The sequence below is a fragment of the Streptomyces sp. WM6378 genome, from assembly GCF_001279695.1.
Lineage (GTDB): Bacteria > Actinomycetota > Actinomycetes > Streptomycetales > Streptomycetaceae > Streptomyces.
This window is the reverse complement of record NZ_LGDD01000024.1, coordinates 84,060-99,139: the sequence shown is the minus strand read 5'-3', so window position 1 is coordinate 99,139 and position 15,080 is coordinate 84,060. Positions and strand designations below refer to the sequence as shown.

General features: G+C 72.2%; 14 protein-coding genes. 9 read left to right on the top strand and 5 right to left on the bottom strand.

Annotation, left to right across the window (positions count from 1 at the left end; all coding sequences use genetic code 11):
• Nucleotides 1-23: 23 nt before the first annotated feature.
• Nucleotides 24-863, top strand: coding sequence for a patatin-like phospholipase family protein (locus tag ADK54_RS04855; protein WP_053724287.1), 840 nt, complete (start codon nt 24-26; stop codon nt 861-863).
• Nucleotides 864-913: 50 nt separating this feature from the next.
• The gene (locus ADK54_RS04850; RefSeq protein WP_053724254.1) at nt 914-1,774 is read left to right on the top strand and encodes a spermidine synthase; all 861 of its coding nucleotides are present in this window, start codon (nt 914-916) and stop codon (nt 1,772-1,774) included.
• Here ADK54_RS04850 and ADK54_RS04845 read toward each other — a convergent pair.
• Nucleotides 1,736-3,037, bottom strand: coding sequence for an MFS transporter (locus ADK54_RS04845; protein WP_053724253.1), 1,302 nt, complete (start codon nt 3,035-3,037; stop codon nt 1,736-1,738). The two genes, ADK54_RS04850 and ADK54_RS04845, sit on opposite strands and share 39 nt — an antisense overlap.
• A gap of 105 nt (nt 3,038-3,142) precedes the next feature.
• A complete protein-coding gene (locus ADK54_RS04840) occupies nt 3,143-4,192 on the bottom strand; it encodes a hypothetical protein (protein WP_053724252.1) in 1,050 nt (349 codons plus the stop codon).
• A 109-nt stretch (nt 4,193-4,301) separates the two neighbouring features.
• Here ADK54_RS04840 and ADK54_RS04835 point away from each other — a divergent pair, with 109 nt between their 5' ends.
• The 3 genes from ADK54_RS04835 (at nt 4,302) to ADK54_RS04825 (ending at nt 8,210) form a co-directional block, all read left to right on the top strand.
• The gene (locus ADK54_RS04835) at nt 4,302-4,739 is read left to right on the top strand and encodes a DUF4442 domain-containing protein (RefSeq protein ID WP_053724251.1); all 438 of its coding nucleotides are present in this window, start codon (nt 4,302-4,304) and stop codon (nt 4,737-4,739) included.
• Between the two features lie 258 nt (nt 4,740-4,997).
• Nucleotides 4,998-7,478, top strand: coding sequence for a beta-glucosidase family protein (locus ADK54_RS04830; protein WP_053724250.1), 2,481 nt, complete (start codon nt 4,998-5,000; stop codon nt 7,476-7,478).
• 75 nt (nt 7,479-7,553) lie between these two features.
• Nucleotides 7,554-8,210 carry a DedA family protein gene (locus ADK54_RS04825; RefSeq protein WP_053724249.1) on the top strand — a complete coding sequence of 219 codons (657 nt, stop codon included), beginning with the start codon at nt 7,554-7,556 and terminating at the stop codon, nt 8,208-8,210.
• 141 nt (nt 8,211-8,351) lie between these two features.
• Here ADK54_RS04825 and ADK54_RS04820 read toward each other — a convergent pair whose 3' ends face one another.
• Nucleotides 8,352-8,795: a hypothetical protein gene (locus ADK54_RS04820; RefSeq protein WP_053724248.1), complete on the bottom strand. Its 444-nt coding sequence runs from the start codon at nt 8,793-8,795 to the stop codon at nt 8,352-8,354.
• A 106-nt stretch (nt 8,796-8,901) separates the two neighbouring features.
• Between ADK54_RS04820 and ADK54_RS04815 the strand changes: the two genes are divergently transcribed.
• Complete coding sequence (locus ADK54_RS04815) at nt 8,902-9,432, top strand: gamma carbonic anhydrase family protein (RefSeq protein WP_053724247.1); 531 nt, start codon at nt 8,902-8,904, stop codon at nt 9,430-9,432.
• 70 nt (nt 9,433-9,502) lie between these two features.
• Nucleotides 9,503-10,246: an acyltransferase gene (locus ADK54_RS04810; protein ID WP_053724286.1), complete on the top strand. Its 744-nt coding sequence runs from the start codon at nt 9,503-9,505 to the stop codon at nt 10,244-10,246.
• Here the strand turns inward: ADK54_RS04810 and ADK54_RS04805 are convergent, their stop codons facing one another.
• The gene (locus tag ADK54_RS04805; protein ID WP_053724246.1) at nt 10,247-11,113 is read right to left on the bottom strand and encodes a DMT family transporter; all 867 of its coding nucleotides are present in this window, start codon (nt 11,111-11,113) and stop codon (nt 10,247-10,249) included.
• A gap of 130 nt (nt 11,114-11,243) precedes the next feature.
• Here ADK54_RS04805 and ADK54_RS04800 point away from each other — a divergent pair, with 130 nt between their 5' ends.
• A complete protein-coding gene (locus ADK54_RS04800) occupies nt 11,244-11,816 on the top strand; it encodes a helix-turn-helix domain-containing protein (protein ID WP_053724245.1) in 573 nt (190 codons plus the stop codon).
• A 514-nt stretch (nt 11,817-12,330) separates the two neighbouring features.
• Here the strand turns inward: ADK54_RS04800 and ADK54_RS45650 are convergent.
• Nucleotides 12,331-12,501 (bottom strand): hypothetical protein, encoded by a 171-nt coding sequence (locus tag ADK54_RS45650; RefSeq protein ID WP_159047625.1) that lies wholly within the window; start codon nt 12,499-12,501, stop codon nt 12,331-12,333.
• A gap of 45 nt (nt 12,502-12,546) precedes the next feature.
• Here ADK54_RS45650 and ADK54_RS04795 point away from each other — a divergent pair, with 45 nt between their 5' ends.
• Entirely contained in the window at nt 12,547-14,976 is a 2,430-nt protein-coding gene (locus ADK54_RS04795) for an FxsB family cyclophane-forming radical SAM/SPASM peptide maturase (protein WP_053724244.1), read from the top strand.
• The last annotated feature ends 104 nt before the right edge of the window (nt 14,977-15,080 follow it).

The window sequence follows — 15,080 nt, the reverse complement described above, 5'->3', positions numbered from 1 at the left end:
TGGCGTTCGGGCACACTGCGATCATGACGGACACTGCACTGGTACTCGGTTCGGGCGGGCTCACCGGAGTGGGCTGGGAGACCGGCATCCTGTACGGGCTCGCGGAAGCGGGCGTGGACCTGACCGACGCCGGCCTCGTCGTGGGAAGCTCGGCGGGCGCGGTCGTCGGCGCGAACGCGAGCGCACGCCGGACATCCCTCGCCGAGCTGTACGGGCGTCAACTGGCGAAGCCCGAGGGGGAGATCGCGGGCCACCTCGGTGCCGGCAAGCTCTTCCGCTACGCGCGGGCCGTGATCGGCTCCCGTACGCCCGAGGACTACGGCGCGAAGATGGGCCGCTTGGCGCTCGCCGCGGACACCCCGAGCGAGGCCGACCGGCGTGCGGTCATCGCCGCCCGGCTGCTCACGCACGAGTGGCCCGAGCGGGCGCTGAAGCTGACCGCGGTCGCCGCCGACACCGGCGAGCTGAGGGTCTTCGACAAGGACAGCGGCGTGTCGCTCGTCGACGCGGTCGCCGCGAGCTGCGCGGTGCCGCTGGTGTGGCCGCCGGTCACCATCGACGGGTGCAAGTGGATCGACGGCGGCCTGCACTCCACGGCCAACGCCCACCTCGCGGCCGGCTGCCGCCGCATCGTGATCATCGCGCCGAGCCCGGCCGGCGGCGGCCCGCTCGATTCCCCCGCCTCCCAGGCCGCGAAGCTCACCGCGGCGGGCGCGAAGGTGGAGCTCATCACCCCCGACGCCGCCGCGAAGAAGGCCTTCGGGCGCAACAGCCTCGACCCGGCGCGGCGCGCCCCGGCCGCCCGGGCCGGCCTCGCCCAGGCCACCGCCCACGTCGACGCCGTCAAGGCGCTCTGGGCCTGACGCACACCGCCCGGCGACCCGCATCCGGCCGCCGGGCGCACAATGGGACGGTGAACGACGACCCGAGCGCCGAGCCGATACCCGTCATCCGGGAGGTCGACTGGGGCACCGCCAAACTGCTGCCCGACGTCGACCGCGAGCGCGGCTGGCTGCTGACCGTGAACGGCGCCCCGCAGTCGTACGTGGACCTCGACGACCCCACCTACATCGAGTTCGAGTACGTGCGCCGGCTCGCCCACGTCGTCGACTGCGCGGCCGACGAAGGAGTCCCCCTCGACGTGCTGCACCTCGGCGGCGGGGCGCTCACGCTGCCCCGCTACGTCGCGGCGACCCGGCCGGGCTCGCGGCAGGACGTCGTGGACGCCGACCGGGCGCTCGTCCAACTCGTCCGCGAACACCTGCCGTTGCCCCCGGACGCCGGGATCACCCTGCACGCGGCGGACGCCAGGGCCTGGGCCGAGCGGGCGCCCGCCGCCTCCGCGGACCTGCTCGTCGCTGACGTCTTCGGCGGCTCGCGGGTGCCCGCGCACCTCACCTCGATCGAGTACGCGCGCGTCGCCCAGCGGGTCCTCAAGCCCGGCGGCATCTACGCGGCCAACCTCGCGGACGGCGCGCCGTTCGCCTTCCTGCGCTCCCAACTGGCCACGTTCCGGGCGGTGTTCGCGGAGGTCGCGCTGATCGCCGAGCCGTCTGTGCTGCGCGGGCGGCGCTTCGGGAACGCGGTGCTGCTCGCCTCGGCGCGCCCGCTGGACGTCGCGGCGCTCGCCCGGCGCACGGCGGGGGACGCCTTCCCGGCCCGGGTCGAGCACGGCGACTCGCTGCGCCGCTTCATCGCGGACGCCCGGCCGGTCGGCGACGCGGAAGCACAGCCCTCACCCGAGCCGCCCGACGGCGCCTTCAGCATCGGCTGACACCTCGGGCCCGCCCGCGGCCACGGCCTCGGTGCGCCGGGTCAGGCGGCGTACGTCCGGCACGCACAGGACCGCCGCGGTGAGCAGCACGATCAGCGCCGAGCAGCCCCACAGCGCGGACGTACGGCCGACCGCGTTCTGGGCGGGCCCGGCGAGGGCGGTGGCCAGCGGCACCATGGCGATCGAGCCCAGCCAGTCGTAGGCGGAGACGCGCGAGAGCTTCTCCTCGGGGATCTCCTGGTTGAGGGCGGTCATCCACGAGACGCCGAAAACCTCGATCGAGACGCCCGTCACCAGCATGACCGCCATGAGCGCGGCCACCGGCAGCGGTACCGCCAGCGCCGCCGAGGGCAGGGCGAGCGGGAAGACGCACAGGCTGCCCGCGAGCAGCAGCCGGCGCGGCTTCCAGCGCATCATCAGGAGCGCGCCGCAGAACGTGCCGACGCCGAACGCGGCGAGCGCGAGCCCCCACGGGCCGGGACCGCCCAGCTCGTCGCGGGCCACCAGCGGTCCGTACACCGCCTCGGCCGCCGCGACCACGGCGTTGACCACCGAGAACTGGACCACGATCGACCACAGCCACGGCCGTGTGACGAACTCCCGCCAGCCTTCGCGGAGATCGGAGATCATGCCGCCGCCCGCCTCGCGCGGCGGGATGTGGCTCACGTCGAGGAAGGCTCGCAGCGCGCCCGCCACCGCGAAGGCCGCCGCGTCGATCGCGAGCACCCAGCCAGCGCCGAACACGGCGATCAGCGCGCCGCCGAGTGCGGCCCCGCCGATGCCCGCGCCGTGCATGGCCATCCGGTAGAACGCGAAGGCCCGGCCCGCCTCCCCACCGCTCACGCTGGACATGAGCATGCCCTCGGAGGCGGGGCCGAAGAACGCCTGGCCCACCCCGCCGAGCGCGGTGAGCGCCATCATCTGCCAGAGCCGGGGATCGCCGGTCAGGACGAGGAGCGCGAAGGCGCCCTGGGAAAGGAAGTTGAGGGTGTTGGCGGCGACCATCACCCGGTGGCGTGGCAGCCGGTCGGCCAGCGCGCCGCCGACCAGCAGGAACAGGACGAGCGGCACGGTGCGGGCCGCCGCGACCAGGCCCACGTCGCCGCCGCTGCCGCCGGACTGGAGCACCGCGAACGCCGCCGCGATCAGGGCCCCCTGGCTGCCCAGGTTGGTGACGACCGCGGCGGCGGTCAGCAGGGTGTAGTTGCGGCCCGCCCAGGACGGGCGGCGTGCGTGCGAAGGGGTGGCGGCGGCGGAAGTCACTCAGGGACTATCGCCGCTGCCACCCCGTGGCGACAAACGGTTTGCGGCCTCGCTCGCGGCAGGAACCCGGCCCCTATCAGGACCGGATCGCGTTACCGGTGCGCGTCAGGAACCGGAGTCGGTGACCGGCACGAGCCGTATGGTGCCGAGGATCTTCTGGATGGTGTCCTCGTCGACCGCGCCGGGCACGCCCGTGTTGGCGATGAAGCTCCAGGCCGCGAGGTCGCCCTTGGCGGTCTTGAAGCCGAACAGCACGGACTGGCCCTCGGTGGAGCACTTGTCCGTCTTCTTGACGCCCGTCGTCTTGGCGCGGACCACGCTGCCCTGAAGACCCGACTTCGTCGTGAAGGGAACCGGCTTCTCGGAGGTGATGTGGTTCTTGTCCGGCTGGGTGTAGGCGTAGTACAGCCAGTCGTCGGCCTGCTCGGCCGCCTCGTCCGTCGACTTGGCGCCGTTCGCGCCCTTGGTGCCGATCTGGGCGAGAGCGGTGTTCTCGTCGCGACCGCTGCCGTTCTTGGTGGTGCACCACTTGGACTTGTAGTAGGCGGGGGAGGACATCATCATGCCGCCGAACCCGTTGGGGTCCGCCTTGTCGGACCAGCCGACGCTCATGCCGGGGCTGTCGACCTCCCAGTCCGGCGGTACGTCGAAGGCGTCGCCCTTGGTGGGGTTGACCACGACCTTCCAGCCCGCGATCACCGGCTGGACCTGGGCGCCCGCGCCACGCGGGTTGGCGGCCGGGGAGGACGGCGCCGCCGGAGACGAAGCCGCGGGCGACTTCTTGTCCTTGCCGTCGGCCTTGGTGTCGCTCTTGCCGTCGTCCTTGAGGACCACCACGCCGGTCACGGCGGCGGCCACGACCACGGCGGTGGCCGCGATGATGGCGATGAGGGTGGTCTTCTTCCTGTCGTTGTTCTCCGGCGGCTGCGGCGGCCCGGGCGGGCTGCCCACGGGGTACTGCGGCACCGTGGGCTGCTGGTACGGGTTCGGCGTCTGGTAACCCTGCTGCGGCGGATACCCCGGCGGCGGCGCGGGCTGCTGCGGCCCCGGCTGCGTATAGGGATTCGGCTGCTGGTACCCCGGCTGCTGGTACGGGTTCTGATTCGGATCCTGCGGGTTCTGCTCGCCCCCGGGCGGCTGCTGTCCTGGCCACATGGCCAGTAACCATAGAGGTGCACTCCCGCTCCTGCTACGGCCGCCCCCGTCAGGGGATGGCCAATGGCAGCTACCCATGGGTAACATCGGCCCCATGAGCGCTGATCAGATGTCCGTGGGCGAGATGCTCGCCGCGACCGTTCCCATGGCCCGCACCCTCAACCTGAAGTTCCTGGAGACCACCCCCGAGCGTGCCGTGGTGGAGCTGCCGGACCAGTCCGAGTACCACAACCACGTGGGCGGACCGCACGCCGGAGCGATGTTCACGCTCGCCGAGTCCGCCAGTGGCGCCATCGTCATCGCCGCCTTCGGCGACCAGATGAACCGTGCGGTGCCGCTCGCCGTCAGGGCGGAGATCGGCTACAAGAAGCTCGCCATGGGCGTTGTCACCGCCACCGCGACGCTGGGCCGCCCGATCGCCGACGTGGTGGCCGAGCTCGACGCCGGGCAGCGCCCCGAGTTCCCGGTTGTCATCGAGATCCGGCGCGCGGACGGCGCCGTGACCGGCGAGATGACCGTCGTGTGGACGCTTCGCCCCAACTCCTGATCACTCCGTAGCGCAGGCTACGGAACCCGAAGGCGTCCCGGCTCCGGCCGGGGCGCCTTTTCCATGTCCTGGCGGCCGCCCCGTTCACTTTCATTGACTCTTCCACCGGACGGTCCTACGTTTCCCGGCGCCTCGTGGCGCCTGACGGGTTGTCAACTCGGTCGTGACGCATAGTGCGTTCACAGGTCGAACGCCGGCCCGCCGCCTGCTGTGCCGCGGTCCACCACGTCGTGCCCGCACACAAAGGAGTGACGGTCCATGTCCGACACCGTTTCCCGAAGGTCAGCACTGCGTCTGCTGGGCGGCGCCGTCACCGTCGCGGCCACCGCCACCGGCACGCTCGCCGCCCCGGCCAGCGCGCTCTTCGCAACCCCGGCCTCCCGCCGGGTGGAAGCGCTGATCGCCCGCCTCACCCTGGACGAGAAGGTCGGCCTCCTGCACGGCGCGGACGATCCCAAGAGCCTCGGCCAGGCCGGCTACGTCCCCGGTGTGCCCCGGCTCGCGATCCCTGCGCTCAGACTCGCCGACGGACCGGCCGGGGTCCGCGTCACCGCGCACGCGACCGCGCTGCCGGCCCCCGTGCTGCTGGCCTCCGCCTTCGACCCGGCGCTCGCCCGCGAGTACGGCGAGGTCATCGGCCGCGAGGGCCGCGCCCTCGGCCAGGACGTCCTCCTGTCGCCCATGGTCAACCTGATCAGGACCCCGTACGCCGGACGCAACTACGAGACCTTCTCCGAGGACCCGCTGCTCGGCGCGGACCTGGTCGCCGAGGAGACCCGCGGCATCCAGAGCCAGGGCCTCATCGCCACCGTCAAGCACTTCGCCCTGAACAACCAGGAGAAGGACCGCATGTCCATCGACGTGCGGATCGCCGAACGGCCCCTGCGCGAACTCGAACTCCGCGGCTTCGAAGCGGCCGTAGCCGCCGGAGCGGGCGCCGTGATGGGCGCGTACAACAAGGTAAACGGGACCTTCGCCTGCGAGAACAAGCCAATTCTCGGCGACGTCCTGCGTGACGACTGGGGCTTCGACGGCTGGGTCATGACCGATTGGTTCGCCGCCCACAGCACCGTCGCCGCCCTCACCGCAGGCCTCGACATGGAGATGCCGAGCGGCAACTACTTCGCCGACGCCCTCAAGAAGGCCGTGCTCGACGGCAGCGTCCCCGAGGCGCTCGTCGACGGTTCCGTACGCCGCGTCCTGTCCGTCATGGACCGGTTCGGGCTCCTTGACGGGAGCGCTCCCGCCCGGCCCGGCCGCGACCCGCGGGCCGGTGCGCGCACCGCGCTCAAGGTCGCCAAGGCCGGCGCCACCCTGCTCCACAACCGGCACGCCACCCTCCCCCTCACCGGCCGCGCCGCCCGGAGCATCGCCGTGATCGGACCCACCGGAACCATCCCGTTCGTCAGCGGCGGCGGCAGCGCCCACGTCGTGCCCGACCACGCGCGGAGCCCCCTCGACGCCCTCGGGGCCCGGGCCGGCCAGGGCGCCCACGTCGGCTACGCACTCGGCGAGGACCTCTTCGGCAAGCCGCTCCCCGGCACCTCCGCGGGCGCCGACTTCGAGGGCCAGGGTGTCGCACCGGGCGCCACCTGGACGTACGACGGCACGCTCACCGTCGACGACGCCGACGAGTGGACCTTCTACATCCACTACTCCGGCGACCGCCCCAAAGTGCTCCTCGACGGCACCGAACTCTTCCCGCCCGCGCCCGGCCTCGGCGAGTTCTTCGCCGGCGGACTCATCGGCGCCGCACCCGACGGGCTCACCGTCCGCCGCAGCACCCTGGACCTCACCGCCGGGGCACACCGGCTCACCGTCACCGCCAAGGGCCGCGACAAGGGCCAGCTCTTCCGGCTCCGCCGCACCACCGGAGCCACCCGGGCGGCCGACGTCGCCGAGGCGGTCGGCGCCGCCCGCGCGGCCGAGAGCGTCGTCCTCTTCGCGTACGAGGACGCCACCGAGGGCGCCGACCGCACCGCCCTCGCGCTGCCCGGCCACCAGAGCGAGCTGATCGAAGCGGTCGCCGCCGCCAACTCCCGCACCACGGTGGTCCTCAACACCTCGTCGTGCACCACCATGCCGTGGCTCGACCGCGTCGGCGCCGTACTGCAGATGTACTACCCGGGGCAGGAGGGCGCCGAGGCCACCGCGGCCGTCCTGTTCGGGGACTGCGACCCCGGCGGCCGGCTCACCCAGACCTTCCCCGTCTCCGAAGACCGGCACCCGGTGGCCGGGGACCCGCACCGCTACCCCGGAGTGGACGGCACCGAGGAGTACTCCGAAGGCATCCACCTCGGCTACCGCTGGTACGACGCCGAGGACGTGGCGCCGCTCTTCCCCTTCGGGCACGGCCTGTCGTACACGAGCTTCGAGTACGCGGAACTGGACGTGCGGCCCGACGGCGACGGGCTCGCGGTCGGCTTCACCGTCCGCAACACCGGCCGCCGCACTGGCACCACGGTCGCCCAGGTCTACCTCGGCCCCTCGCCCGACCTCCGCCTCGACCAGGCGCGCCGCGCCCTGGCCGGCTACCGCCGCCTGGAACTGGAGCCCGGCCGCGAGCAGCGGGTGACCGTACGGATCTCCGCGCGCTCGCTGTCCTCGTGGGACCCGGAGCGGCACGGCTGGGTGCTCGGCACCGGAACGCGCGAGGTGAGCGTGGGCGTCTCGGCGCGCGAACAGCGGCTCGTCGGCCGTGGCCAGGTCCGTTTCCGCGCCGCGGCCGGCCGGCCCTGACCGGGTAGGCTTCCCGGCGTGCGCCAGGGGGGCGCACGCCGGGCTCCGGCCCGGAGCGAGCGGGAGGAAGCGGCGTTGCACATCCAGGAGTGGCTGGAGCACATCCCCGCCGTCAGTGTCTATCTCCTGGTGGCGCTGGTCATCGGGGTCGAAAGCCTCGGGATCCCGCTGCCCGGCGAGATCGTCCTGGTCAGCTCGGCACTGCTCGCCTCACAACAGGGCCACATCAACCCGGTCGTGCTGGGCGCCTGCGCCACGGCGGGTGCGGTGATCGGCGACTCGATCGGCTACGCGATCGGACGCAAGGGCGGCCGCCCGCTGCTCGCCTGGCTCGGCCGCAAGTTCCCCAAGCACTTCAGCGAGGGCCATGTCGCCATGGCGGAACGGTCCTTCCAGAAGTGGGGCATGTGGGCCGTCTTCTTCGGCCGCTTCATCGCCCTGCTCCGCATCTTCGCGGGCCCGCTCGCGGGCGTACTGCACATGCCGTACTGGAAGTTCCTCATCGCCAACGTGCTCGGCGGGATCTGCTGGGCGGGCGGTACGACGGCCGTCATCTACTACCTGGGCATCGTCGCGGAGTCCTGGCTGAAGAACTTCTCCTACCTGGGTCTGGTCGCCGCGCTGCTGATCGGCGTCGTCTCGATGCTGGTGGTCAAGAACCGGGCGAAGAAGTCGATGGCCGAGGCTGAGGCGGGGCAGTCCACGGCGGAGAACGTTCCGGCCGCGGACTGAGCTCCCGCAGGTCGTTTGGGGCGACTGCGGGCCGTCGGTCGCTGGCCGCGCAGTTCCCCGCGCCCCTAGGGGGTTTGATCGGCCCCCGCCGTGTAGGTGCCCACGCCCCATCGGGGGTTCGACAGCCCTCAGTCGCGGCTCTCAGGGGGTTCTGTCCCGTAGCAGTGCCTTCACGGCCCTGCCGAACACCACGCGCCCAGTCCTCGCCGTCAACCCGTCCAACGCGCGCGGGAGCCCGCGTACGCGCAGGTCCTCTCGCCAGACCACGTACGACCCCGCCCCTGCCCGGCCCACCTCGATCTCGGCCCAGCCGGTGACCGTCCGGCCGCGCTTTTCCAGGCGGCACACGCCCGGGCCGGCCCCGGTCGGCGGCTGCCAGCGCGTGATCTCCATCCGGTCGTCGAAGCCCAGGGGGCCGAGCCCGGTGCGGGCCACGAGGACCGTGCCGGTGCCGGACGGCGGCGGGGTGTGCACGGTGACCCGGGTCAACGGGACGCTGTCGCCGTGCCGTTCCCAGTCGGTGAGCCGGCGCCACGTCTCGGCGGGGGCGAGCCGGGTGCGGCGGGCGATCCGGAAGAGTGCCATCGCGTGATCGTAAGCTGCCCCCCGGCCGCGCGGGCCCAGGCGCGGTCGCTTAGCGTGACACCCGGCGCGATGGCATCCGTACCGGGATCCGTACAAGGAGTGGCGCATGGCAGAGCAGGCGATGGTCGTGGCGGTGGGCGGCAAGACGCCCGAGATCGCCCCGACCGCATTCACCGCACCCACCTCCGTGGTGCTCGGCGAGGTCACCCTCGGGGCGGGCGCGAGCGTCTGGTACCACGCGGTCCTGCGGGCCGACTGCGGGCCGATCGTGATCGGCGCCGAGAGCAACATCCAGGACAATTGCACCGTGCACGTGGACCCGGGCTTCCCGGTCACCGTCGGCGAGCGGGTCACCGTCGGGCACAACGCGGTGCTGCACGGCTGCACCGTCGAGGACGACGTCCTTGTCGGCATGGGTGCCACCGTCCTCAACGGGGCCCGGATCGGCGCCGGTTCGCTGATCGCGGCGCAGGCCCTGGTGCCGCAGGGCATGGTCGTGCCGCCCGGCTCCCTGGTCGCGGGCGTACCGGCGAAGGTGCGGCGCGAGCTGACCGCCGAGGAGCGCGAGGGGATCAAGGTCAACGCCCTGATGTACCTGGGCCTGGCCGAGGACCACCGCACGGCGTACGGCGCCTGAGCCCGCGCTGAGCGGAAGATCACAGGCGTCGGCCCTGATCGGCCGGGTCAGCGATGAGTACCGTGTGCGGGTGCCCAAGAACAGAAACACGTTCTCATCGCTGACCGCCTGGCGGCGCAGGATCGCCTCCCGTGCGGTCCACGGCGGTTGGGGCTGGATCAAGGAGGCCGGCGCGGTCACCGCCGAACACCCGGGGAAGCTGCGCTTCCGCCGGATCGGCGCCGGAACCCGCCTCGCCTTCCCGCAGGGCACCGTCTTCGGTGAGCCCTGGATCGAGCTGGGCGACCACTGCATCATCGCCGAACAGGTCACCCTCACGGCCGGGATGATGCCCGGCCTCGACCTCGGCGCGGAGCCGATACTGACCCTGGGCAACGGGGTCGTGCTCGGCCGGGGCAGCCATGTCATCGCCGATACGACGGTCACCATCGGCTCGGACACGTACTGCGGCCCGTACGTCTACATCACCTCGACGAACCACAGCTACGACGATCCGCACCAGCCCGTCGGCAAGCAGTGGCCCCGCATGGAGCCGGTGGAGATCGGGCCCGGCTGCTGGCTCGGCACGGGCGCCGTGGTGCTGCCCGGCGCCCGGCTCGGCCGCAACGTGGTCGTGGCGGCGGGCGCGGTCGTACGCGGTGAGGTGCCCGACCACGCGGTGGTGGCCGGGGCGCCCGCGCGGATCGTCCGCACCTGGGACGAGGAGAACGGCTGGCAGCCGCCGCTGCGCACGCCCGCGCCGGTGCCCATCCCGGAAGGCGTCACCCCTGAACAGCTGCTTGCCATCGCAGAGTTGACCACCGAAGAGGCCTGATCAGCCGGTCGCGAGCAGCACGGTGCCGACGAGCGCCAGACCCGCGCCCGCCGCCTGCACCATGCGCAGCCGCTCCTTGAGTACCCCGCGCGCGGCCAGCGCGGTGACCACCGGGTAGAGCGAGGCGAGCACCGCGGCGATGGTGACCGGGCCCTGCTGTGCGGCGATCGAGTACGTCCCGTTGGCGGCCACGTCGGCCAGGCCCACGAAGGCGAGCGCGGGCAGCGAGAGCCGGACCAGGTGAAGCCCGCCGTCCTCGGGCAGGGCGCGGGCGCCGCGCCGCACCGAGACGAACAGGGCGCCGCCGCCGACGGCGACGTTGGTGACGCGCTGCACGAAGAGCGCGAGGAAGAGCCCGGTCACGGTCGTGGAGGCCTCGGAGATCAGCGCCATCACCGCACCGAAGCCGAAGGCCGCGAGCAGCGTGAGCAGGACGGCCTGGCGGCGCACCGCCGCGCCGCGGAACTCCGGGCCGCCCGCGAGCAGGATGCCCACCACGGCCACCGCGATCCCGGCGAACTGAAGGATGCCGGGGCGTTCGCCGAGGACGAGCCCGACGCCGACCGGCACCGCGACGCCGAGGGAGCCGAGCGGCGAGACGACGCCCATGGGGCCGAGCGCGAGGGCCTTGTAGAAGCTGAGCATGGCGACCGGGCCCACGGCGCCCGCCGCGACCGCGAACCAGAGCTGCGGGCCCGCCTCGTGCCAGCCGCCGGTCGCGACGACGACCGCACCGAGCACGACCACGGCGACCGACTGCGAGGCGACCACGACGGTCAGCGCGGGTATGCGCCGGGTGAGCAGCCCGCCGCCGAAGTCGGCCAGGCCCCACAGGAGGCTGGTGGCCAGGGCGAACAGTGCTGTCATGGGGGGCCTCGCAGTACAGTGCGGTGACACAGGGGATTCAATGGGGTGCACTCCACCGTAGTGCAGCATATTGAACTCTGTCATCAAAAATATTGGACGGCCTCTCTGGGGCCCACCTCATGGACGGAATGTGTCGGACCTCGAACTGCTGACCCAGTCACTGGCCCGCAACGTCAAGCGCTGGCGCACAGAGCGCGGCTTCACGCTGGACGCGCTGGCGACCCGCGCCGGGGTCAGCCGCGGCATGCTCATCCAGATCGAGCAGGCCCGGACGAATCCCAGCGTGGGCACCGTGGTGAAGATCGGTGACGCGCTCGGCGTGAGCATCACCACCCTGCTCGACTACGAGAGCGGCCCCAAGGTCCGCATCGTCCTGCCCGAGCAGGTCGTCCGGCTCTGGTCCACGGAGCAGGGCAGCTACAGCGCGCTGCTCGCCGGGACCGAGGCGCCGGGCCCGCTGGAGATGTGGGAGTGGCGTCTGATGCCGGGGGACGCCAGCGCGTCGGACCCGCATCCGGCCGGCACGGTCGAGCTGATCCATGTGACGGAAGGCACTTTGACCCTCGTCGTGGACGGCGTCGACTACTCGGTCCCGGCGGGCCATTCGGCATCGTTCGAGGCCAACGCGGCGCACACGTACGGGAATCGGGGCTCCGAGCCGGTCGCGATGACGATGGCGATCTCGGTCCCGTTCGAACGCTGAGACGCTCAACCGCCTTACGGGGACGGCCTGTTGGCTTTCGGGCCGTACGCTTGTCAGGACGGCGAAACGGGATCCCGAGCCCGAATGTGAGCCGGTGTGCGCCCTCGGGGCGCGCACCGTGATCGGTTCAACCTCGCGTTGATCGGTTCACCCTCGCGTTCTGGACGATTTTGGCCTTGTATCTGGTGTTCAGGGCCGAGTCGGGTGGAGGCTGACTCTCGTCACCCTCGCGACCGAGGAGGCGACGAAAGCGGAGTTCATCTCGGACGAAACCACTCGTGCGGGTGGTTTTGGCGCCAACGCCGAACCTGGGCACAGGTCAACGCAGTTGTGGTCTCCCGGGGAGGCGGCAGTGGTCGGACCAGTCGCTCGTGGCGCATGAGCGCACATGGGCACGGCGTGCGGCCGAATTGCACGACCTGTGAAAAGCCCATGCAATGTTCTACGAGCCGTGTTCTGTGCAGTGATCCAGGAAGACCTTGCTGCGAAAACGGCGCTACGATCCGAAAGGCGCTCACGTGGAAGCTCTCGTCTCGGCGGCCGAACGGCCCGGCCCCGCCCCGCACAGGCCGGCCAGCAGGCGGCAGCCGCTGGTGAAGCGGGCAGCGGCGCAGAGTGCCGGGAAGGCTCCGGCGAGCCTGACCAGGGTGATGACTGCGGGCGGCAGCGTCGGCGTTCCCGGCACCTCCGCCTTCCAGTCGGCGCTCTGACGGGCGGAACGACTCCCCCCATGGACGGGACCGACCGGCCGATTCAGCCTGCCCTGTCGCAGTTCGTGCTGAAGGTGCACAGCCGCTGCGATCTGGCCTGCGATCACTGTTATGTCTACGAACACGCGGACACGAGCTGGCGCGGGCGGCCCCGGGCCGTCTCCGAGGACATCCTGGCGCAAGTGGCGGACCGGATCGCCGAGCACGCCAGGCGTCACCAACTCCCCACGGTCCACGTCGTTCTGCACGGCGGCGAGCCCCTGCTCGCCGGGCCCGACCGGATCCGGCGGGCCGCCGAGGAACTCCAGCGGGCCCTGCGCTCGGTGAGCGCGCTCGATCTGCGCATGCACACCAACGGCGTGCTCCTCGACGAGAAGTTCTGCGACCTCTTCCTCGAACTCGGCATCAAGGTCGGGGTGTCCCTCGACGGCGACAAGGCCTCCAACGACCGCCACCGCCGCTACTCCGACGGCCGCAGCAGCCACGCCAAGGTCATCCGCGCGGTGGAGCTCCTCAACCGCCCGCGCTACCGGCGCCTGTTCGCCGGACTCCTCTGCACCATCGACGTGGCGAACGACCCGGTCGCCGTCTACGACGCGCTCGTCGAACTCGCGCCGCCCCGCATCGACTTCCTCCTCCCGCACGCCACTTGGGACACCCCGCCGCCCCGCCCCGACGGCGCTGCCACGCCCTACGCCGAGTGGCTCGACGCGATCTACCGGCGCTGGGACGCGGCGGGGCGGCCCGTGCCGGTCCGCATCTTCGACTCCGTACTGCGCACCCTGCGCGGCGAGAGCAGCCTCACGGAATCGCTCGGGCTCGCCCCGGCCGACCTCGTCGTGATCGAGACCGACGGCACCTTCGAGCAGGCCGACAGCCTCAAGACGTCGTACGACGGGGCCCCGGCCACCGGCATGGACGTCTTCACGCACTCGCTCGACGACGTGCTCCAGCACCCCGGCATGCTGGCCCGCCAGCAGGGCATCGAGCAGCTCTGCGACCAGTGCCGGAGCTGCCCGGTAGTCCAGTCCTGCGGCGGCGGCCTCTACGCCCACCGCTACCGCACCGGCAACGGGTTCGACAACCCCTCCGTGTTCTGCCCCGACCTGCTGACACTGGTCACCACCATCCGAAACCGGGAGGCGGCCGTGCCCGCACTGACGCCGACGCCCTCCGAACTGCCCCTGGATCAGGGCGACTTCGAGGCTCTGGCCGCGGGCTTCGGTGGCGCGGAGACCGTCGCGCGCCTCGCGGCGGCGCAACTGGAGATCAACCAGGAGCTGCTCGCCGCCGTCAGTGAACACATCGCGCTCTCCGACCGCGAAGGCGCCGAGGCCTGGGAGCTCCTGACCCACCTGGACGCCGAGGCGCCCGCCGAACTCGACGCCGTCCTCGCCCACCCCTACACCCGGCCGTGGGCCCTGAGCGTGCTCGAAGGCCGGGCGGCCCCCGCCGGCGGCCTCGCCGAGATCGCGGCCGCCACGGTGCTGCGGGCCCGCCTCGGCCAGAAGGTCTCCGTGCCGCTGCGTGGCGGGACCCTGCGGCTGCCCGGGCTCGGCGGCGTACGGCTCGACGGCGGGGCCGGCCGCGCCGAAGTGACCGCGGGCGCCGACGGGTTCACGGTGCGGGCCGGCTCCGGGCGGCTCGACATCGGCTGGCACGAGGGCCTCGACGGGCCGACCCCGCACTGGCACCCCGTACGCCTCTTCGAGGGCGAGGGCTGGAGCGTGGCCATCGAGGACACCGACCCGCTGCGGGACGCCCACAAGTGGCCCGTCTCCGCGCGGCTCGCGGCCGACGAGGCCAAGCTGTGGGCCGAGGACCTGACCGGCGCCTGGTCCCTGATCCGCCGCGAACTGCCCTCCTACGCGGACGGCGTGGCCGCGGGACTGCGTCTGATCACCCCGCTGCACGCACCGGACGGCAGCAACGTCAGCGCCGCCTGCAGGGAGGCCTGGGGTGCGATCGGGGTCGCCAGGCCAGCATCGCCCGACCAGCTCGCCCTGTTGATCGTCCACGAGTTCCAGCACGTGAAGCTCGCCGCGGTCCTGGACGCCGTCGACCTGTACGACAAGGCCGACCGGAACCTGTACTACGCCCCCTGGCGCGACGATCCGCGGCCGATCGGCGGGCTGCTCCAGGGAACGTACGCCCACATCGCGGTGACCGACTTCTGGCGGGTGCGCCGCGCGACCGCTGAGGGGGCTTGCGAACGCGGCACCGCCGAGGCGCAGTTCGCCCGCTGGCGCCAGCAGACGGCGGAGGCCGTCGAGGAGCTGCTCGGCTCGGGAACCCTCACCGACCTGGGACAGCGCTTCGTCGGGAGCATGGGCCACACGGTGCGCGGCTGGCTGGACGAACCCGTCTCGGGGGCCGCTCTCACCGCTGCGGCCGACTCCGCGAAGCGCCATCGGGCCGAGTGGAAGGCCCGCGTCCAAGCCTCGCGCTGAGGGAATTCCCCCTCGAATTGAGTGAATTCTCCCGCTAATTGATTGATCCACTCACCGGGCGACGCATGATTTCGGTCATGATCTGATCGAAACTCCGTGAGTGG